This is a genomic window from Streptomyces sp. NPDC059828 (assembly GCF_042731955.1).
In the GTDB taxonomy this organism is placed as follows: domain Bacteria; phylum Actinomycetota; class Actinomycetes; order Streptomycetales; family Streptomycetaceae; genus Streptomyces.
Map to the genome: position 1 here is coordinate 1 of NZ_JBHWIW010000002.1, position 18,462 is coordinate 18,462.

The 18,462-nt window shown below is 71.5% G+C and carries 16 protein-coding genes and 1 pseudogene; 8 read left to right on the forward strand and 9 right to left on the reverse strand.

All coding sequences use genetic code 11. The annotated features are described in order from the left end of the window. Nucleotides 1–159 (forward strand): annotated as a pseudogene (locus tag ACFV6V_RS00970) (ABC transporter ATP-binding protein); the annotation flags it as partial. After that, on the forward strand, nucleotides 146–1,087 hold the full coding sequence (locus ACFV6V_RS00975) for an ABC transporter permease (protein ID WP_385557137.1): 942 nt from the start codon (nucleotides 146–148) through the stop codon (nucleotides 1,085–1,087). The pseudogene ACFV6V_RS00970 and the gene ACFV6V_RS00975, both read left to right, overlap by 14 nt. 45 nt (nucleotides 1,088–1,132) lie before the next feature. On the opposite strand, the gene ACFV6V_RS00980 is transcribed toward ACFV6V_RS00975, so the two are convergent. The 3 genes from ACFV6V_RS00980 to ACFV6V_RS00990 all read right to left on the reverse strand — a co-directional run bounded on the left by ACFV6V_RS00980 (nucleotide 1,133) and on the right by ACFV6V_RS00990 (nucleotide 5,865). Further along, nucleotides 1,133–3,241, reverse strand: a complete 2,109-nt coding sequence (locus ACFV6V_RS00980) for a M48 family metalloprotease (protein WP_385557140.1) — start codon at nucleotides 3,239–3,241, stop codon at nucleotides 1,133–1,135. Continuing rightward, nucleotides 3,228–3,806: a hypothetical protein gene (locus ACFV6V_RS00985; RefSeq protein ID WP_385557142.1), complete on the reverse strand. Its 579-nt coding sequence runs from the start codon at nucleotides 3,804–3,806 to the stop codon at nucleotides 3,228–3,230. Before ACFV6V_RS00985 ends, ACFV6V_RS00980 begins: the two co-directional genes overlap by 14 nt. Before the next feature lie 121 nt (nucleotides 3,807–3,927). Then, nucleotides 3,928–5,865 (reverse strand): hypothetical protein, encoded by a 1,938-nt coding sequence (locus ACFV6V_RS00990; protein ID WP_385557145.1) that lies wholly within the window; start codon nucleotides 5,863–5,865, stop codon nucleotides 3,928–3,930. Between the two features lie 136 nt (nucleotides 5,866–6,001). Here ACFV6V_RS00990 and ACFV6V_RS00995 point away from each other — a divergent pair, with 136 nt between their 5' ends. Then, entirely contained in the window at nucleotides 6,002–7,672 is a 1,671-nt protein-coding gene (locus ACFV6V_RS00995) for a hypothetical protein (protein ID WP_385557148.1), read from the forward strand. Here ACFV6V_RS00995 and ACFV6V_RS01000 read toward each other — a convergent pair. From ACFV6V_RS01000 to ACFV6V_RS01015, 4 genes are all read right to left on the reverse strand, one after another. Beyond that, complete coding sequence (locus tag ACFV6V_RS01000; RefSeq protein WP_385557150.1) at nucleotides 7,622–9,178, reverse strand: hypothetical protein; 1,557 nt, start codon at nucleotides 9,176–9,178, stop codon at nucleotides 7,622–7,624. The two genes, ACFV6V_RS00995 and ACFV6V_RS01000, sit on opposite strands and share 51 nt — an antisense overlap. Nucleotides 9,179–9,187: 9 nt before the next feature. Next, nucleotides 9,188–9,697, reverse strand: coding sequence for a hypothetical protein (locus ACFV6V_RS01005; RefSeq protein WP_385557153.1), 510 nt, complete (start codon nucleotides 9,695–9,697; stop codon nucleotides 9,188–9,190). A 27-nt stretch (nucleotides 9,698–9,724) separates the two neighbouring features. Next, nucleotides 9,725–10,942, reverse strand: coding sequence for a CHAT domain-containing protein (locus ACFV6V_RS01010; RefSeq protein WP_385557157.1), 1,218 nt, complete (start codon nucleotides 10,940–10,942; stop codon nucleotides 9,725–9,727). A gap of 173 nt (nucleotides 10,943–11,115) precedes the next feature. Next, a complete protein-coding gene (locus ACFV6V_RS01015) occupies nucleotides 11,116–12,672 on the reverse strand; it encodes a beta-propeller fold lactonase family protein (RefSeq protein ID WP_385557160.1) in 1,557 nt (518 codons plus the stop codon). A gap of 122 nt (nucleotides 12,673–12,794) precedes the next feature. Here ACFV6V_RS01015 and ACFV6V_RS01020 point away from each other — a divergent pair, with 122 nt between their 5' ends. The 3 genes from ACFV6V_RS01020 to ACFV6V_RS01030 all read left to right on the forward strand — a co-directional run bounded on the left by ACFV6V_RS01020 (nucleotide 12,795) and on the right by ACFV6V_RS01030 (nucleotide 14,655). Continuing rightward, nucleotides 12,795–13,199 (forward strand): DUF6153 family protein, encoded by a 405-nt coding sequence (locus ACFV6V_RS01020; RefSeq protein WP_385557163.1) that lies wholly within the window; start codon nucleotides 12,795–12,797, stop codon nucleotides 13,197–13,199. A gap of 102 nt (nucleotides 13,200–13,301) precedes the next feature. Beyond that, nucleotides 13,302–13,967, forward strand: a complete 666-nt coding sequence (locus ACFV6V_RS01025; RefSeq protein ID WP_385557166.1) for a DUF305 domain-containing protein — start codon at nucleotides 13,302–13,304, stop codon at nucleotides 13,965–13,967. 169 nt (nucleotides 13,968–14,136) lie between these two features. Further along, a complete protein-coding gene (locus tag ACFV6V_RS01030; RefSeq protein ID WP_385557169.1) occupies nucleotides 14,137–14,655 on the forward strand; it encodes a DUF4396 domain-containing protein in 519 nt (172 codons plus the stop codon). 48 nt (nucleotides 14,656–14,703) lie between these two features. Here ACFV6V_RS01030 and ACFV6V_RS01035 read toward each other — a convergent pair whose 3' ends face one another. Continuing rightward, on the reverse strand, nucleotides 14,704–15,456 hold the full coding sequence (locus tag ACFV6V_RS01035) for a TSUP family transporter (RefSeq protein WP_385557172.1): 753 nt from the start codon (nucleotides 15,454–15,456) through the stop codon (nucleotides 14,704–14,706). A 219-nt stretch (nucleotides 15,457–15,675) separates the two neighbouring features. Between ACFV6V_RS01035 and ACFV6V_RS01040 the strand changes: the two genes are divergently transcribed. Next, a complete protein-coding gene (locus ACFV6V_RS01040) occupies nucleotides 15,676–16,611 on the forward strand; it encodes an arsenic resistance protein (protein ID WP_385557837.1) in 936 nt (311 codons plus the stop codon). Nucleotides 16,612–16,625: 14 nt separating this feature from the next. Here the strand turns inward: ACFV6V_RS01040 and ACFV6V_RS01045 are convergent, their stop codons facing one another. Then, nucleotides 16,626–16,985: a UBP-type zinc finger domain-containing protein gene (locus ACFV6V_RS01045; protein ID WP_385557175.1), complete on the reverse strand. Its 360-nt coding sequence runs from the start codon at nucleotides 16,983–16,985 to the stop codon at nucleotides 16,626–16,628. A 151-nt stretch (nucleotides 16,986–17,136) separates the two neighbouring features. Between ACFV6V_RS01045 and ACFV6V_RS01050 the strand changes: the two genes are divergently transcribed. Continuing rightward, nucleotides 17,137–18,435, forward strand: coding sequence for an MFS transporter (locus ACFV6V_RS01050; RefSeq protein ID WP_385557178.1), 1,299 nt, complete (start codon nucleotides 17,137–17,139; stop codon nucleotides 18,433–18,435). Nucleotides 18,436–18,462 lie beyond the last annotated feature (27 nt).

Sequence of the window (18,462 nt, forward strand, 5' to 3'; positions counted from 1 at the left end):
CGCGTCGTCCTGCTCTCCTCACGCCCCGGCCGCGTCGCCCACCAATGGACCGTCGACATCCCCCAGCCACGCCGCATCGAAGACTCCGCCGTCGCTGAACTCTCCGTCGAGATCACCGAACAACTCCGTGGGGAGATCCGCCGCCATGGCCAGCACTGAGACAATTGAGCGAACTGAGGCAGCCAAGGCAGCCGAAACAGCCGGCCCAAACGGGAAGGTGGCAGCTGACACCGACGACCTTGCCGGTCTTGAAGCCGGTCTGGACGCGCTCGACAGCGTCGAGGCCCGCCGTACGCCCGTCCGCGAGCTTCTCGCCCGGAAGGTGCTTCCGCCGGCCCTGGCGATCACGCTGGTTTTCGTCGGCTGGCAGCTCCTCGTCTCCTCGCAGCTGACGACCACGGACAGGCTGCCCGCACCATCGGCCGTCTGGGCGGGCCTTCGCGAGATGTGGTTTCAGGGCACCCTTCTGGATGTCATCTGGACCAGTGTGTCGCGCGGTCTGCTCGGCTTCCTGCTGGCCCTGGCCATCGGCACACCGCTCGGTCTGGTCGTCGCCCGGGTGAGGTTCGTCCGTGCCGCGGTCCGCCCGGTCCTCTCCGGACTGCAGACGCTACCCTCGGTGGCGTGGGTGCCGCCGGCCGTGCTGTGGCTCGGGCTGAACGACTCGATGATGTACGCGGTGATCCTGCTCGGTGCCGTGCCGTCCATCGCCAACGGCCTGGTGTCGGGCGTGGACCAGGTGCCGCCGCTGTTCCTGCGGGCCGGACGGACCCTCGGCGCCACCGGCCTGAAGGGCACCTGGCACATCGTGATGCCCGCCGCGCTCCCGGGCTACCTGGCGGGACTGAAGCAGGGCTGGGCCTTCTCCTGGCGCTCCCTGATGGCCGCCGAGATCATCGCCTCCTCTCCCGAACTGGGCTTGGGACTCGGCCAGTTGCTGGAAAACGGCCGCAACAACATCGACATGCCCGGGGTGTTCCTCGCGATCATCCTCATCCTGATCGTCGGCGTCACCATCGACCTGCTGGTCTTCAGCCCGCTGGAACGCTGGGTACTCCGCAGCCGCGGTCTGCTCGCCCGGAGCTGACGGAACTGACGGAACCGACGGACTCACGAGAACCGAGCGGCGACGTTACCGGACCAGCAACGCGTCCCCGGAGTGCTGGAGCACCAGCACGGCGGCGGCGGCCGCGATCGCCGTGAGGCTCACGGCCACGACGGGTACGGCTCGGTGACGTGAGGCCCACGAAGGGGCAAGGCCCCCGGGCACGGCCAGGACGAGAAGGGCGACGGCGAGGCCGGACAGGGAGGCCTCGATATGCAGGGTGGCCCAGACCTCGAAGGGGTGGCCCCAGGAACCGAAGTGGGCCGCCCACAGCGCGGTCGCCGTGAGAAAGGTGGATACGGGCGCTGCGTAGAGGGCATGGCCGAGGCCTTCGGAGCCGCGGAGCGCGAGGAGGCTGAGGGCGCAGACGACCCCGGCACACACCGCGGTCAACGCGTCGAGTCGCCATGCGACGGTCGGATCCCCCGCCGCCGTTGCGGACGACGAGGACATCAGACGGGCCGCCGTGGCGGCGACGATGGCAGCGGCGATCGTCAGCGCGGGGAGCCAGTGGGGCCCGTACCGGCGGGTGGGGCGAATGACGGACCACCCGGTCGCCACGGCGATCACCGCCACCGCGACGGCCCTGTAGGCGCCTGAAGGTGAGTAGGGACCGGCGAACAGGGCCGCGTTCGGCACGGAGAATCCCTGCAGGTAGGTGCAGAAGTCCAGCGCGATCCACAACGCCCCGCCGAACAGAAGTGTGTTGACGGCAACCACGGTCAACTGGCCAGGCACCCCTGTGCGGCTCCAGAGCCGCGCGAACGCGGAACTCAGTGCCGCGGCCCCCACGACGGCCGCAGGGAGGACGATCAGCAGCGGCCATCCGCGCATGGGGCCGTCGGCAGAGGTACCCGTGCCCTGGAGACGTACCATCAGCCCGGCCGCCGCACTCAGGCCCAGTACGAGGTGGAGCAGTGGCGGGGCTGCGGTGCCGTCGTGCCGGGCCAGGGCGTCGCGCCACACCGCGACGCCCCAGCCGACGGCCAGGAGCAGACCGGCGGTCATGGCCCCGACAGGTGCCGCGTTCCAGGTCGTTCCGAACAGGACGAGGGTGGCGAGGCCGTCCACGGAGTCCAGGAGTACGGCGGCGAGCAGGCCGACGACAAGGGTGTCCAGGACGGTCGGGCGCAGCCGCGTGCGCGGGTCGCGGAGCACGGCCAGACGGCGCCGGTGGGTCGGATGGTCGGCGCGCGCCGCACCGAGCAGTCCGCGGACGGACGGCCCCGCCCCGTCGAGCAAAGCCTCCCAGGGGGCGAGCGACCGGCCGCCCGCGGCGGCCAGATCCGCCTCGTGCTCACGCGATCGCATGATCATCTGGGCGACGAGTACGGCGATCACCACCAGGACCAGGGCCCTTATGCCGTACTCCGCCCAGAAGGGATCGGCGAGCATCCCCCAGGGGGTCGTGTCCGCCCATCGCCAGCCCTGCACCGCGGCCACCAGCGGCGCCGTGAGGAGCACGGGGACAAGCGCCCACCACACACCACGGGTGAGCCACACCAAGGTGACGTCGCCCGCGGTGATGTGCCCGATCTCGTGCCGGATGATCGCCTCGGCCCCTTCGCCGCGCAGCAGGAGCATTCCCCGCGGCAGGATGATCCGGGAGCGCCTTCCGTGGCCGAGCGTGAACGCCTGCCGCACATTGTGCGCGCCCCACACCACCCGCGGTGCGTGCCTGACGCCGGTCTCGGCGGCGACCCCGCGCGCGAGCGACTGCCAGCGCGCAGGCGCGGTCTTCCGCGCGGCCCTGCGCATCAGACGGCGCGGCAGCCACCACAGACCCGCCGCCCCGAGCAGCAGCACCGCCGCTGACCCCGCCAGGGAGACCATGGCCTGCCGGCGTTGCAGCGGTCCCATGCAGCGCAGCTGGTACCCCGTCTGTTCCTGGACGGAGCCGGGGAAGAGCCGTCCTGCGTCCGTGATGCACTGCTGCGCGGCCGCGCCCCACGACTGCCCGAGCACCAGTCCGTGGACCACCTGGCCCGCGAAGGCGCCGGCAAGTACCAGGGTGACGATCAGCAGTACATAGCGGGCACCCGTGGGCGACAGTGGTCCGTTCCGGGGTGCGGGCGCCTGGGTGCTCCCCGCCTCCCTCGCCGGGGCAGCCGCCTCTCGGGCCTCACTGACCGTCACTGGACGCGCCTCCGCGGCCGCGCAGGAACCTGATGATCGCCTCGGACACTTCGCGGGCCTCGGCGGCATCGGCGCCGAGGCTCTCGGCGTACGCCGCCAGCGCGGTGAGGACTGCCCGCTCCTCGTTGGCTTCCAGGGCGTCCGGCCCGGCTCCGGCGTCCGTGCCCTGCCCTGCCGCGGTATCCGGTGCGTCCTCGGGTGCTCCGTCGTCGCGGCGGCGCCTGAGGAGGTGTCCGAGCTTTGCGCGGGTCGCTTTGCCGAGGGCGTCCACGGCCTGGCCCGCGGCGCGTTCGGCGGACACCTTCAAGAGCCAGGCCGTCAGGGGGAGGACGTACAGCAACGCGGCGGACACGGTGATGCCGGAGGCCACGGGGGGTTTGACCGCGGGCCGCAGTACGGACTGCGGGTCGTCGCGGAACTCCTCGAACAGCTCCTCGTAGTCCGTGACGTCCGCGACGTCCGTGCTGTCCGTGTGCGCATCGCGGAGCATCACCTCGAAGACCCCGCGTCCCGCACCTTCGAGGATGACCCAGTCGTCGGCCTCGGAGTCGGGAAGCGGCACCACGGGCCGCGGACTCCTTGCCTTGCGCGACAGAAACATGTTCCCCCCATGTCGTCAGTTTCCACAGCGTAGGGATCGAATCGCCTTCTGTAGCGGTTGGATCGAAAATTATCGAAAGTGGTACTTAGTTCGACTGAGTCATCACTGATGTGTGTGTACTGGCCTCGGTCAGGAGGTCTCTGAGGGCCGGGTACGTGATGGGCTGGGCGGTGGCCCGCGCGCCCACCCGACTCAGCTTCCCGAGCTGGTCGAGGAGGACCCGGGAGCGTGACAGTTCGGCCAACTCGAAGACGGTCAGACCGGGTTGCGCGGGGCCCGGCAGCGTACGCAGCAGAAGGTCCGTCAGGGTGCGGGCGAGTTGTTCCGTGGTGGCACCGGTCGCGAGGCGCAGACCGCTGCTGTTCAGGCCCAGGCGCAGGCGCTGCTGGAGCCGCAGGGCCCGGGTGAGGGTGGCGTACGCGGCGCCGGGGTCGATCGAGCGCTGTGCGGTGCCGAGTTGGACGAGCACGTTGAAGGCGTCGGAGTGGAAACCGTCGCGCTGGAGCAGCTCCACCGCCTCGCTCAGCAGCTCGGCGGCCCCGGTGGGCCGGCCGTCCAGCCACATCCGCAGCCCGGCCGCCGCCTGCGCGCCTGCCTGCCCGCCCGGCAGTTCGGACAGGAGGATCCGCGGGGGACGGGCGGCATCGTCCGGCACCAGGGCGGCTCCCCGGGTGCGGGCGTCCAGGGCTTCGAGTGAGGCGAGGGTCAGCCGGTACCGGACGGGTTTGAAGGCGGGCATCCCGGCGGCGCGCTGCTCGCGGTTGAGCATGTGGAAGTCGGAGCGGTGGATGACCAGTTGGTGCCGCAGTGCGCGCATCGACTTCGCCCGTTCGCCGTCGCCGGTCAGCGTCGCGTACTCGGCGGCCAGCAGCAGTAGTGAGCAGCGGACGTACGGCACGAGCCCCGGCTGCTCGAGATGCTGCTCCAGCTCCGCGAGGGCCCGTTCGGGTACCACCGGCTTGGTTCCCTCGGCGCGGGCGCCGGTGAGCTCGACGCACAGGTTGTTCGCGCTGAGGTTGTGCAGACCGTGCCGGGACCACAACTCGCGTACCTTGCGCTGGTCTCTGAGTGCTCGCTCCTGACGGCCGCGGCTCACGTCCAGATGGACACGGAAGCGGATGATGTGGGCTTCGGCCAGCTCCAGGGCCCGCCGCTGGGTCGGCTCAAGTTGGTCGGGAAGCGCCCGCCGTGCCTGCGCCAGCAGCTCCGACGCCGCGTTCAGCCAGGACCTGGCCGCCTGGCCGGCACGTTTGTCGCCCTTCAGGTAGCGGGCCATCCCGGGGTGCGGGTCCTTGACCTGGGCCACGGCTATCGCCTCGTCGCAGAGCGAGTGCACGAGATACAGGCGCGGGAACGCCTCCCCGCGCACGTCCTCCTCGAGCCACAGGTCCGCGACCCTGCGCCGGTAGGCGGGGGTTCCGGCGAAGTAGTGGTGCGCGTCGGCCCTGCGGAACACCCACAGCGGCTGGACCGTGCTGACGAAGAGCTGGTGGAGCTGGACCAGGAGCTGGAAGGCCACCAGCCAGGCCGCGAACGATGCGATGCCGGGGTCTCCCGAGGCGATGCCGAGGAGGAACACCGCCAGACCCTTCCGGAGGAGGATCGTGTCGAGGGCGGCGCAGAGCGTCCCGAGCAGCGGGACCCGGGACACGGCCGCATAGCCCGGCAGATAGGCGTACGCGGCCAGGAGCAGCGCCAGCACGATCTCGTACCGACCCAGCCAGGGGTGCCGGTGCCAGAAGCCCACGATCGTCGGGAGGTACACCCCGGCGGCCAGGACGGTGAGATGAGCGAGCACGACACTCCGGCCGTCCAGCCAGCAGAGCATGCGGGCCCGTTCCAGGGGGCTCAGCACCCGCGCCGACCAGATGTCGAGCTGGACCATGAGCCCGATCAGCACCGCCGGTCCGATCAGCAGAGCGCCGGGGGCGGCGGAGCCGTGCCGGACCGCTGCGATCGCCTCCAGGACGACGAGCCAGGTGAACCAGGGGTAGACCACGAGCGGCAGGCGTAACAGACCCATGCGGCCATCGTGGGGGAACACGTCGGGCCAAAACCGGGATATCCGGTTTTCCATGACCTTCGGTGAACTTCCTTGACTTCGGCGAACTTCCCCGAACGCCGCGTGCCCGTGTGCGCGGGACGTCACACTGTGCGGGGTGCTGATACCAGTGTCCCTGTCGACGGGCCAGCTCTGCCTCGTGATTGTTGTGCTCGGATACGTCTGCTCGAAGACGGAGTGGCGCGTACGCCGGCGCAGGCGCGGGAGCGTGCATGCCGCCTTCGAAGAGATCGCCGAGGTCCCCACGGGCCGTGACCCGCGGCTGACGGCCGCCGCCCTGCTGCACGTACTCGCGGGAGCCGTGCTCGTCTGGCAGGGCCGCGACCTGCCAGGGCCCGTGCTGGCCGCGCTCGGTATGGCCGCCGGCCTCGTGGGCTGGCCGGAGGTCGTGTGCGGTGTCGCGCTCGCGGGGGTGCTGCTGGAGTCCGGTCCGGGGCCGCTGGCCTGGGCCGCCCTGCCCGTAGTGGCCGGCTACGGGATACGCCTGGCGCACTGTGTGCCGGAGCGGTGGCGGTCCCCGCAGGCGGCTCTCGTACGCATCTCCCGGTACGGCCCGTTCACCCGGCCGCCGTTGCCCATCGACCGGTTCTGGAACGGCGCGATGCTGCTCACGGCGCTCGCGCCGGTCGTCGTGGTGGGCAGCCAGGGCCGTGACGGCCTGGACGGCCTGTTCCTGGCGGTGTCCGCGGCGGCGCTCACCGCTCAGCTGACCATGCTGGACAGGGCAGTACGGCACGAGCATCGCTGGGGCGTCCGGAGCCACCGGTTCCTGATGACGTCGGGCAACGCGGTGGCGGTGCTGGTGGCGGCCGGGCCCGTGGGCGGCTGGTTCGCCTCGCGGTGGTCCGGGACCGGGTTCCTCACCGGCTGGCCGGGCGGGCTGCTGATCTGCGGCGCCGTGCTCGCGGTCCGCGCGGTCTGGCCGGGGCGGTTGCGGGCGCTGACCGCCCACTGGCTGTTCCCGTTCTGGGCGGTTGTGGTGTTCCATCCCGCGCAGGGCACGGCGGAAGCCCTGGCCCCGCTGCTGATGGCGGAGGCGGTTGTCGTATGCCTCGTGGACCGGCCGGCACCGGGACGGATGGTGGACCGCTTCGCCGCGTTCATGATCCAGCAGGCGGCCGAGTACCGGCTGAACAACTTCCTCGGCCCATGGTTGTACGACGGGTTCCTGAGCACGTCCGGTACGGCCGACTTCCGGCTCGTACGGCGGTATCTCGGGATGGCCGTGTATGCGGCGCGCGGCGGTTTCGTACCCGGTCAGAGCACGATCGTGAACCTGAAGGTGAACAGGGATCCCGTGCTGAGGAAGCCGCTGACCGGTCTCGCCGCGCTGCGCTGGACCGCGCTGGCCACCGAGGCACTCGCGCTGGTGGACGAGGAGGTCGCCCCGCGTGTGCCCGTCGCCGCGCGGGAGCCGCTGGCGGCGGCCCGGTCGGTGGTCGAGGCCGAACTCGTCCTGACCAAGGCGCTTGTGCTGACCTTCGCCGGGGAATGGAGTGACGCCCTGCGCGGATGGCGCGAGGCCGCCCTCCGCTACAAGGCGCTCGGCTCGCCCGCCGAGGAGTCCGTGTGCCATGCCGCGGCCGGGTATGTGCTGGAGTCCGGGTTCGGGCGGGCTGCGGACGCCACGCGGGAACGGGCGCGCGTCCGGTCCGATCTGCCGGATCCCGGCTGGGACTTGCTGGACGAGCGGGTGCGCGATGGCCTGCGGGCCCTGTCAGCCGAGTGGCAGCACCAGGCGGACCGGGCCCGCGTCGAGGCCGCGTGACAATGCGTCGAGTTCGGTCGAGGGCACGGCGACGGCAAGGAACTTCCTGTCGGGAGAGCTGTCCAGCACGAGCACACTGAAGGTGCCCTTCGCGGTCCGCAGGCTGACCGTCTGCCCTCGCCGCACACCGGCGGCGGCGTCGCCCGGCACCGGCACCGTCAGAGCCACTCGCCCCGCCAACGCCGTTCTGAGCCGGGGCCCGAGCACGGACGGGTGCAGGGTCGAGCCCTTCGCCACGGGCTTCACGGTGTAGCGCCCGCTGAGCCGGTTCGTGTCACCGCCCCGCAGATCGTCCGGGACCAGCACATGGAAGGCCGGAAGGTCACGTGTCGCGCGGATGTCGTCGCCCGTCCCCAGCGCCTGGCCGGCACCCGCCGCGGCTACTCCGGCCAGGACGACCAGGCAGGCCAGCAGCGACCGGACCGGTATCGCCCGTCCCGGAGGCGGTGGAGGTGCCGTGGCCGCCGCGGGCGCCCCGGCCGCAGGGCCGGCGGGGACCGGAACAGGGCCGGCGGGGACCGGAACAGGGCTGGCAGGGACCGGAACAGGGCTGGCAGGGACCGGAACAGGGCTGGCAGGGACCGGAACGGGGGTGGCGGGGACCGGTTCCGGGGAGGGATCATCGGACACCGGATAGCGCAGCGCCTGCACCCGGTCGTAGTCGGGAGCGCCCCGGTACCAGAGCTTGGTGAGCTGCTCCCACTGGGCGCGTTCTTCGCCCGGGCTGGTCGGCAGCCGCAACCGCATCGCCTCGATCAGCAGAAGACGGTGGACGTCAAAGGCGGCACGTATGAGCTGGGCATACGGCCGGGCGGCCCGCACCGCCCCCCGGTAGCCGAGGATCGCGACCATGGCGCCGCCCCAGACACAGCACGCGGCCCCGGCGCCCGGCAGCACCAGGACGGCCAGCGTCCCGCCCGCGACGGAGAACACCGCACCCAGGAAGCTGACCATCACGCCCGCCTGCATGGCCGTCGCGGCCTGGGCGAACGACACGAGGAACGGATCCGGCAGCACGGTGTAGAGCCGCGGCCACACGATCACCGCGTCCAGCCCGTACCGGTCGCCGTGCTCCTCGGCGGCACGCAGCACATTGCCGAGCCGGGTCGGCAGGGTCCGCTGTGCGGTACGCGGATACGTGAGGAACACCTCCGGGTCGTCCGCCCGCCGGGCACGCTGTGCCGCGAGATGACGGACGCGCAGCGCGGTGCGCAGCGGACGCAGCGGGCGGAGGTCCGACCAGTGGCCCGCGTAGCAGCGCATCAGGACGGGGCGAGCGACGGCGAGGAGCTGGCCCACGAGCACGGTGAGCAGCACAAGACCGAGCACGGCGAGCAGCCGGGTCTCCCCGGTGAGCCCGTTCCACCACGCCAGGGTCCTCGACCAGCCGGCGCCGGCGGCCGCGACCGCGGCCAGCGCGGCGAGGAACGCCGTCAACGGCAGCCATACCGAGGTGAGCTGACGCCGGTCGAGCATCGCGACCGCGCCGTCGAAGAGCCCGCCCATACCGCCCCGTCACCCCGTCAGGGTGTCGCCGAGCAGATGGCCCTGGTCTCCGGGACAGGGCGTCTCGGATATCGGGAACTCCTCCACCTCGGCGATGGTTCCGCACACCTGGCATCTGACCCGGATGAGTCCGACGGGCGCCGCGAAAGCCCCGTAGAGCTCCCAGTCGCCGTCCAGGACCGTGCCTATGGCGTCGCCGTCCGCCTCCAGTGCCCGCAGGAGCTCGGACCTGATCCTCGCGGCGTCCAGCAGGCCGATCAGCCGCCCCTCGTCCACCACGAGCAGGGCCGGAAGGCCGTCGTTGATCAGTTCGAGTACGCAGGGCAGCGCGGAGAGCCCGCTGACCGGGGCGTCCGCGCCGATCTCGACCGCCGGCCCACGGCCGGACGGGCCCACCACCCAGCGGGGGTGCCCCGCCTCGTCGAGCACGACGACCGTGTCGGGTGCGTCGGCCGGGGCCTGCCGGATGCGCTCCGTGCGGTAGCCGGTTGTCGTCATGAGCTCCGCAGCGGTCCTCATGTCTCGTACCTCACGTCCGCGTTCCTCCTAGTACCAGTCGCCGATGAGCACGAAAGCGGCCCAGTAGTACGGGTGGGCGTAGACCATGCGGTCGAAGTCCGGCGACGCCTGCCCGTGGTGCAGCAACGCCCGCTGCCTGATCCCCTGAGCGCTCCTCCGTACCGCAGGCTGCTCGGTGGGCGTCCTGAGGGCCGCTTCACAGGCGGCCGCCGCCCCGGTGAAGTCGCCGGCCATCAGCCGGATCCGGGCCTCGGCCACCAGCAGCCGGGCCGCCGCATGGCTCCCGGTCGCCATCGCCTGGACCGACGCGAGATAGGCCAGCACATCGCCCGCGGTCGTCACACGGAGCCGTTCCTGCGCCGAGCGGAGCGCGTCGATGGCGGGCTCGCCCGAAGCGAGGCGCTCGTAGAACTGGCGGAAGAGCATCGTGGTCGCCAGCTCGTCGACCGTCCACAGGCTGACCAGCACGGCAGGTGCGCCCGCGTGGAGCACCGAGCGCACGAGCCCGAGCAACTCGTCGCCCGGCCGCACAGCGGCGACCCCCGTCCGGCAGGCGGCCAGCACCACCAGCGTCCCGGACAGTCCGAGCTTGAGGAAGCGCTCGGCGGTGAACAGACCGTCGGCGAGCATCACACCCGAACGCATCGGAGCCGCCGCGTCGAACACGCCGTGCGCGCTGATGTGCAGGATGTCGGCCGCACCGACGCGGCGGGCCAGCGCGTCGCCGATTGCGTCCTCGCCGCTGAGGGTCTCGGTCTTGAACAGCCCGGTCAGCAGCTCCGCCTGCGCGGCCCCGACCGTCAGCGCGGGCCCACCCGCCGGGTCCGAGACCACCAGCGCCTGCCGCCGCCTGCCGCCACCCCGGTTGTTCCGGCAGTGCCGCAGCACCGACGCACTCGGCGCGTACGCGACGGAATGCCCGTCGAGGCCGGAGCCGACGGCGTGCAGCGGCACGCGGTGCAGCGCGTCATGCGGCACCAGCCACACCCGGTCACCCGGCCCCAGCCGGTCGGCGACCGGCTCCACCAGATCCGCGAGCAGCGGATCGTGCAGCAGCTCCGAAGCCTCCTCCAGTGCCTCGGCCCGCCGCGGCGCCGACTCGAACGTCCCACTGAGCTTTTCCACCAGGGCTCGCACCCGCACCAGCGTGTGCGGCACGGTCACCAGCTCGGGCTCGGTGTCCTCCGGACCGGCGATCATGATGACGGCCTGGCTGTCCGTCAGGAAGTACTCCGCCAGGAGCATCCTCCCGGGCGTATGTTCCACCTGCCTCGCCCCCCTTGCGTTGCCCGCGCGCCCACCATCATGGCGACTCCGGGCCCGGCACGCGGGCGCTTCCCGGGGATTCTTCCCGGTGGCGGGGCGAGCTGCGAGGCAGGTGCTCCCCGGGCCCTGGGCCCGGGGAGCGGTGATGCCGGTTACCTGGGCCCTGGCTGGTGTCCGCCGTGGTCGGGCCGTCCGTGGTCGGGCCTTCCGTGGTCGGGACGGTCCTGGTGCGGGGGCTTCGGCTTGGGGGTGGGCCTGGGGTCCGCACGCTTGATGGTGGTGGTCGCGGTGGCGGTGCTGGTGGCGGTGGTGCCTCCGCCGGTGATGGTGGCGGTGTTGGTGACCTGCTTCGGCGCGTCCGAGGCGATGCCGACCGTGAGGGTGAGCGGTGGGTAGCTCGCGCCGGGGTCGAGGACATCGGTGCGGGTGCAGGTGAGACTGTCGAGGACGCAGGTCCAGCCGGAGCCGGAGAGGCTGACGGCCGTCAGCCCGGTGGGCAGGGTGTCGGTGAGGCTGACCGTGGTGCCGTCGGTGGCTCCGTCGCCGCTGTTGGTCGCGGTCAGGGTGTACGTGCCCTGGCCACCCGCCACGAAGGCACCGTCGGCGGTGACCTTCAGCAGCGTCCACGCGGAACCGGGGGTGGCCAGCACCCCGACCGCCACCCCGAACGGCACGCTGCCGACGGTGACGGTGTCCACCACCGTGTTGGTCGCCGTGTCGATGACGGACACCGTGTCGTCGCCGGTGTTGGTGGCGTAGGCGCGGTTGCCGTCGGGTGACACGGCGACCCCGAACGGGCCGTCGCCCACGGGGATGGTGGCGACCACCGTGTTGGTGGCGGTGTCGATGACGGACACCGAGCCGCCGCCCCCGTTGGTGACGTAGGCGCGGTTGCCGACAGCTGAGACCGCCACTCCCTGCGGGCCGTCACCGACGGGGATGGTGGCGGCCACCGTGTTGGTGGCGGTGTCGATCACGGACACCGAGTCGCTCTCCGTGTTGCCGACGTAGGCGCGGCTGCCGTCCGGTGAGACCGCCACTCCCTGTGGGCCGTCGCCGACGTTGATGGTGGCGACGACGGTGTTGGTGGCGGTGTCGATGACGGACACCGTGTCGTCACCGGTGTTGGTGGCGTAGGCGCGGGTGCCGTCCGGTGACACCGCGATCCAGACCGGACTGGCGCCGATGGGGACGGTGGCGACGACGGTGTTGGTGGCGGTGTCGATGACCGAGACCGAGTCGCTGTCGTTGTTGGTGACGTAGGCGCGGCTGCCGTCCGGTGACACCGCCACGGCGACCGGAAAGTCGCCTACGGTGACAGTGGCCACGACCGTGTTGGTCTCGGTGTCGATCACCGAGACCGAGTCGCCGAGGCTGTTGGCGGTATAGGCGCGGGTGCCGTCCGGTGAGACGGCGACGCCGATGGGGTTGTCCCCGACGGGGACGGTGGCCGCGATGGTGTTCGTGGCGGTGTTGACCACCGACACCGTGTCCGCGGCGCTGTTGGCGACGTAGGCGTATGTACCGGGTGGTACGGCGTGGGCGGCCACCGGGGCCAGCACGGGCAGCGCGAGACCGGCCACCAGGATGAACCCGGCCACCAGCGCCCGTAGCAGCCCACCCCGCGTCCGCAGACACATCTGGCGGATAGTCACTGAGTCCTCCCATGAAACCTGGTAGCCCTGCTGGGCCGCATTGAACAGTGACATTTCGTCATATTCTCTGATGTCGGGCAATACGTGGTCGCCCAGCCGCCGTACTGGTGAGGAGGGTGCGACCGGGGCGACCCGGTCGCCGGACGAGGCACAGGTACCCGGGCTACGATGCCGCCATGACCAGCCTCCTGCCGCAGTCGAGCCGCCGACCGGCGGTGCGCGGGGTGCTGCTGGTCCTGGCCGTGCTGGCCGGGTTGCTGGCGATGCACGGCCTGGCGCCGGGGCCGTCGACCACCGCCACTGCGCACGCGGGCATGCACGCCCGGCACGGCGCCGTCGCCGGTCATGGCGTCGATCACTGCGGGCACACCGTCCAGGGCGGTGCGGCGGACGGGCACGCGGACCATGCCGACGCGACCTGCGCCGCCGGCGGCACGAGCGCCCCGTACGCACCTCCGGCCCTGTCTCCTTCCTGTGGGGGCACCGTGCCGGAGGCATCGCGACCCGGCCGCTGTGATGGCATGACGGCGACCGGCCGGGCGCCGCCCGACCTCGCGGAACTGCAACTCCTGCGGACATAGAGCGCCCCGAGCGTCACCCCGCCCCGGTCCGGGGCCGGGTGTGGCGTGCCTCCGCGCGTTCTCTTTCCCGCCTTCTGAAGGTTCTCGAGGAGTTGCACCACCATGAGCACACACCGCTGCCGTATCCGCCGTACCGTCGCCGCGACTGCAGCCGGCGCCGCCGCCCTCGTACTCGCGGCCTGTGGATCGAACAGCCAGGGGCCGGCCGGACACGCCGGTCACTCCCCGGCGCCGTCGGCCGCATCCGCATCCGCATCCGCATCCGCTGCCCCGGGTTCGCACGGCGACGCTGACGTCGCCTTCGCCCAGGGCATGATCCCGCACCACCGCCAGGCCGTGGAGATGGCCGGGCTCGCTGCCACCCGGGCCGAGTCGACCGAGGTGAAGGAACTCGCCGAGGAGATCAGGAAGGCCCAGGACCCGGAGATCGAGACGCTGACCGGGTGGCTGGCCGCCTGGGGCGAGCAGGTGCCCGCCGACGGCGCCATGGACCACTCCGCGCACTCGCAGCCGTCCCGGCACTCCGGGGACGGATCCGGCGGGATGATGACGGACGAGGAGACGGCCGAGCTCGGGAAGTCCTCCGGTGCGGCGTTCGACACCGTCTTCATGAAGCTGATGATCAAACACCACGAGGGCGCGGTGGCGATGGCCAGGACCGAGCAGGCCGAGGGCGCGTACGGGCCCGCCAGGAAGATGGCCGGCGGCATCGTCACCTCTCAGACGGCCGAGATCACCCGGATGAACAGGCTGCTCGGCCAGAGCTGACCGGGTCCCACCCGAGCCGGATCTGGCTGTTGTCCGGGGTGGGGTGCTCAGGGCGCCCCACCCCGCTCCTTCCGACACCCGATGGGAATACCCCCTAGGGGTATAGGGTTGTGCATAGGCGCAGGGCCGCTTGGCCGGGTCACACTGGACACGGAGAGGGAGACGCGTCATGGACCACACCGCTCACACCGGCGCAGCGACGGCGGAAGGCGCACACCACGGGCACGCGCCTCACGGCGCACACGGCCACGGCCCCGCCTCCTGGGGCACCGCGGCGAAGGCGACGCTGCACTGCCTCACCGGCTGCGCCATCGGCGAGATCCTCGGCATGGTCATCGGCACGGCCCTGATGTGGGGCAACGTGCCCACGATGATCCTGGCGATCGTCCTGGCGTTCGTCTTCGGCTACTCGTTCACCCTGTTCGCTGTGCGCCGCGCCGGTCTGGACCTCAAGGCCGCCATCAAGGTGGCCCTGGCCGCCGACACCGTCTCGATCGCCGTGATGGAACTGGTCGACAACGGCATCATCGCCCTCGTCCCCGGTGCGATGGACGCCCACCTCACCGAGGGGCTGTTCTGGTCCTCGCTGCTGGGCGGCTTCGCCGTCGCGTTCCTCATCACCACTCCGGTGAACAAGTGGATGATCGGCCGCGGCAAGGGCCACGCCGTGGCCCACGCCCACCACTGAGCCACGCCCACCACTGGGCCGGGGAGGCCACTGAGCCGCGGAGGCGGCTCAGCCGAACTGGTCGAAGCAGAGCTTCACGACCATGCCCGTCACCACCACGAGCAGCACGGTACGCACGAATCCGGAACCGCGCCGCAGCGCCATCCGCGCGCCCAGCGCCGCGCCGACGACGTTGCACACGGCCATCCCCGCACCAAGCATCCACAGCACCTGGCCCTGGACGGCGAACACCGTGAGGGCGCCCATGTTGGTGCCCACGTTCACCACCTTGGCCAGGGCCGAACTCTGGAGGAACTCCAGGGACAGCAGGCTGGTGAACATCATGATGAGGAAGGTGCCGGTGCCGGGCCCGAACACACCGTCGTAGAAGCCGATTCCGCAGCCCGCGGCCGCGATGACGGCGAACTTGCGGCGCCTGCTGACGAGTTCGGACTCCTGTACGGAGCCGAAGCCCGGCCGCAGGGCGACGAAGGCCGCCACCGCGATGAGCAGGGCCATGATGAGGGGGCGGAACCAGTCGGCGGGAAGGCTGGACGCCGAGAGGGCACCGAAACCGGCGGCCGGGATGGCGAGGGCCGCTGCCGGGAAGGCGATGGAGCGGTCCAGCTTCGTGCGCCGGGCGTAGGTCACCGCGGCGACCGTCGTTCCGGTGATGGCGGTGAGCTTGTTGGTGCCGAGTGCCAGCGCCGGGGGTAGCTGCGGAAAGGCCATCATCAGGGCGGGTATCAGGACGAGCCCGCCGCCCCCGACCACGGCGTCGATCCATCCGGCGGCCGTCGCGGCGGTCAGCAGGCTGGTCACACCTATGGCGTCCAAGGGGGCGTCCCGTTCTCTCGTCGGAGCTGCTCTGGTTCACCCGGTGGCCTCGGGCCAGGGTGAGAACGACCCTACGAGAGTGCGATCTTCGTTCGATGCGAGGGGGTGCCGTCCGCCCGATTGCCAGAATGAACGGGGCAGCGCAGCCGAGCACAGCAAGGAGCTCTCGTCGTGTCACAGGACCCGCACGGCCCGGTCGGGCGGATGGAACGGCACCAGGTCGCGGTCTATCTGGGCGCCATCGCGACCGGCGCCCTGCTCGGCTGGGCGGCACCGGGGCTGGGACCGGGGCTGGAGCGCGCCATCAGTCCCGTTCTCGGCGCACTGCTGTATGTGACGTTCCTCCAGGTGCCGGCCGATGAACTGGTCCGCTCACTGCGCGACAGCAGGTTCCTGTCGGCCGCCCTGGTCGTGAACTTCCTCGTCGTGCCGCTCGTGGTCGCCGCGATGTTCGCGTTCCTCCCGGCCGACCAGGCCCTCCGCCTGGGTGTGCTGCTGGTTCTGCTGTGTCCGTGCGTGGACTACGTGATCGTCTTCACCGGGCTCGCGGGCGGCAGCAGCCGCCGGCTGCTCGCCGCGACGCCCCTGCTGCTGTTGGTCCAGATGGTGCTGCTGCCGCTGTACCTCTACCTCTTCATGGGCTCGGAGCTCGCCGGGATCGTCGAAGTCGGCCCGTTCCTGGAGGCGTTCCTGTTCCTGATCGTCATTCCGCTGGCGCTTGCCTGGGCCACCCAGCTGTGGGCGGCCAGACGGACCGCGGGACGGAAGGTGTCCGACGCGGCGACCACGACGACGGTGCCGCTGATGGCCGGGACCCTCCTGGTCGTGGTCGCCTCGCAGGCGCCCAAGCTCGAAGGGAGCCTGGCCGATATCGCCGCCGTGGTGCCCTTCTATGTGCTGTTCCTGGCGGTCATGGCCTTCGCCGGGCGCGCCACGGCCGCCCTCTTCCGGCTGGATGCCCCCGCCTCCCGGGCGGTCGTCTTCAGCGGCGCGACCCGCAACTCCCTGGTGGTCCTGCCGCTCGCTCTCGCCCTGCCGGACCAGTTGGCCGTCGCCGCGGTGGTCATCGTCACCCAGACCCTCGTCGAGGTCATCGGGCTGGTCGGATACGTACGGCTCGTGCCACGCCTGACCGGGTGAACCGGTGCGCGGCCTCAGTTCAGTTGCCGCTGCCAGTCCGCGGGGACCCTGCCCTCGGGGCCCGGGACGGGCTGGGAGTCCGGGTGCGCGCTGGGCGGTGGCAGCGGCGGGCCTTCGTAGTACTGCTCCGTCTCGACGTTCCAGAACCAGTCTTCGCCCGGCTCGAAACTGGTCAGGAACGGGTGCCCCGTGTCACGTGCGTGCCTCGTCGCATGCTGCTCGGGGGATGAGTCGCAGCAGCCGATGTGCCCGCACTCGGCGCACCGGCGCAGATGGAACCACCAGCCTCCACCGGCCGTGCACTCGGCACAGCCGGTGCCGCTGGGAGCCGCGGAGGGATCGATGCCCGGGATCCGGCCGGGGTCGTGTGCCATGGCAGTTGCCTCCCTGACGAGAGCGGGGACGAGGCTCGCGGATCACACCTTGGCCATCGTAAGGCGGGGGACCGCTTCGGCTCATATTTGTAAGGGTCTCATCAATCGGGGCCCCTATACTGCGGTCCATGCCGCCCATACCCGCCGCCGCATGACCACAACCGGCGCCCCCCACCCCGCCCCCCCATCCGAATCGTCGCCCGCCCGCCGCCGCATCCTCGCGGATCCGACGCCGCTGCGCGTATCCGCGGACTACAGGCGGCTGTGGTTCGGCAACACGGTCTCCTGGATCGGGCAGGGCATGACCACCCTGGCGGTCTCGCTCCAGGTGTACGACATCACCCGCTCCACCTTCTCGGTCGGGCTCGTCGGGCTCTTCTCGCTCGTCCCGCTGATCGTCTTCGGTCTCTACGGCGGTGCCGTCGCCGACACCGTCGACCGGCGCAAGCTGGGTCTTGCCAGCGCGACCGGGCTGGCCGTGCTGTCGGCGGCGCTGGCCACCGCCGCGTTCGCGGGCTTCCACCGGGTCTGGTTCCTCTACGCGGTGGTCGCGCTGCAATCCGTCTGCGCCGCGCTCAACGCGCCCGCCCGCAGCGCGATGATTCCGCGCCTGCTGCCGCCCGAGCACCTGCCGGCCGCCAACGCCCTCAACTCCGTGACCATGACCTCCGGGATGCTCCTCGGGCCGATGCTCGGCGGGCTGATCGTGGGATATGGGGGCTACCAGGCCGCCTACCTCGTGGACGCCGTCACCTTCTGGGCAGCGCTGTACGCGATGTGGCGGCTGCCCGCGATGCTGCCCGACCGCGGCACCGGCCACGGGGGTGACCGGGCGAAGCGGGCGTCCGTGCTCGACGGACTGCGCTTCCTGGCCACCCGGCCCAATGTCCGGATGACGTTCTTCTCGGACTTCTGCGCGATGATCCTGGCGCAGCCGCGTGCGCTGTTCCCCGCGATCGCCCTTCTCTGGTACGGCGGTGACGCCCGCACCACCGGACTGCTCGTCGCGGCCCCGGCCGTCGGGGCGCTGCTGGGCGGGGTGTTCTCCGGGTGGCAGGGGCGGATCAGACGGCACGGGGTGGCGATCCTGCTGGCCGTCGCGAGCTGGGGTGCGGCGATCGCCGCGTTCGGCCTGACCCGCAACCTGTGGCTCGGGCTGTTCTTCCTCGCGCTCGCGGGCTACGCCGACACCGTGTCCATGGTGTACCGGAGCACCATGCTCCAGGCCGCCGTGCCGGACGAGCTGCGCGGACGGCTCCAGGGCGTGTTCATCGTGGTCGTCGCCGGTGGCCCCCGGCTCGGGGACTTCCTCGCCGGCTCCGTCGCCGACCTCACGTCGCCGACCCTGGCCGTCACCGGCGGCGGACTCGCCTGCGTGCTGGCGATCGGTCTGCTTGGCCTGCGCTCCCGGGGGTTCGTACGCTACGACGCCCGGCGGCCGACCCCGTAGGCGGTGCACGAGGCCGCCGCCGCGGGG

Excerpts from the sequence above, each read along its gene's own strand:
- ACFV6V_RS01050 (WP_385557178.1), top strand. The coding sequence starts at position 17,137 with ATGACCACAACCGGCGCCCCCCACCCCGCCCCCCCATCCGAATCGTCG.
- ACFV6V_RS00990 (WP_385557145.1), bottom strand. The coding sequence starts at position 5,865 with ATGGGTCTGTTACGCCTGCCGCTCGTGGTCTACCCCTGGTTCACCTGG.
- ACFV6V_RS00975 (WP_385557137.1), top strand. The coding sequence starts at position 146 with ATGGCCAGCACTGAGACAATTGAGCGAACTGAGGCAGCCAAGGCAGCC.
- ACFV6V_RS01010 (WP_385557157.1), bottom strand. The coding sequence starts at position 10,942 with ATGCTCCTGGCGGAGTACTTCCTGACGGACAGCCAGGCCGTCATCATG.
- ACFV6V_RS01015 (WP_385557160.1), bottom strand. The coding sequence starts at position 12,672 with ATGTCACTGTTCAATGCGGCCCAGCAGGGCTACCAGGTTTCATGGGAG.
- ACFV6V_RS01045 (WP_385557175.1), bottom strand. The coding sequence starts at position 16,985 with ATGGCACACGACCCCGGCCGGATCCCGGGCATCGATCCCTCCGCGGCT.
- ACFV6V_RS01005 (WP_385557153.1), bottom strand. The coding sequence starts at position 9,697 with ATGAGGACCGCTGCGGAGCTCATGACGACAACCGGCTACCGCACGGAG.
- ACFV6V_RS01025 (WP_385557166.1), top strand. The coding sequence starts at position 13,302 with ATGAGCACACACCGCTGCCGTATCCGCCGTACCGTCGCCGCGACTGCA.
- ACFV6V_RS01040 (WP_385557837.1), top strand. The coding sequence starts at position 15,676 with ATGGAACGGCACCAGGTCGCGGTCTATCTGGGCGCCATCGCGACCGGC.
- ACFV6V_RS01030 (WP_385557169.1), top strand. The coding sequence starts at position 14,137 with ATGGACCACACCGCTCACACCGGCGCAGCGACGGCGGAAGGCGCACAC.
- ACFV6V_RS01000 (WP_385557150.1), bottom strand. The coding sequence starts at position 9,178 with ATGGGCGGGCTCTTCGACGGCGCGGTCGCGATGCTCGACCGGCGTCAG.
- ACFV6V_RS01020 (WP_385557163.1), top strand. The coding sequence starts at position 12,795 with ATGACCAGCCTCCTGCCGCAGTCGAGCCGCCGACCGGCGGTGCGCGGG.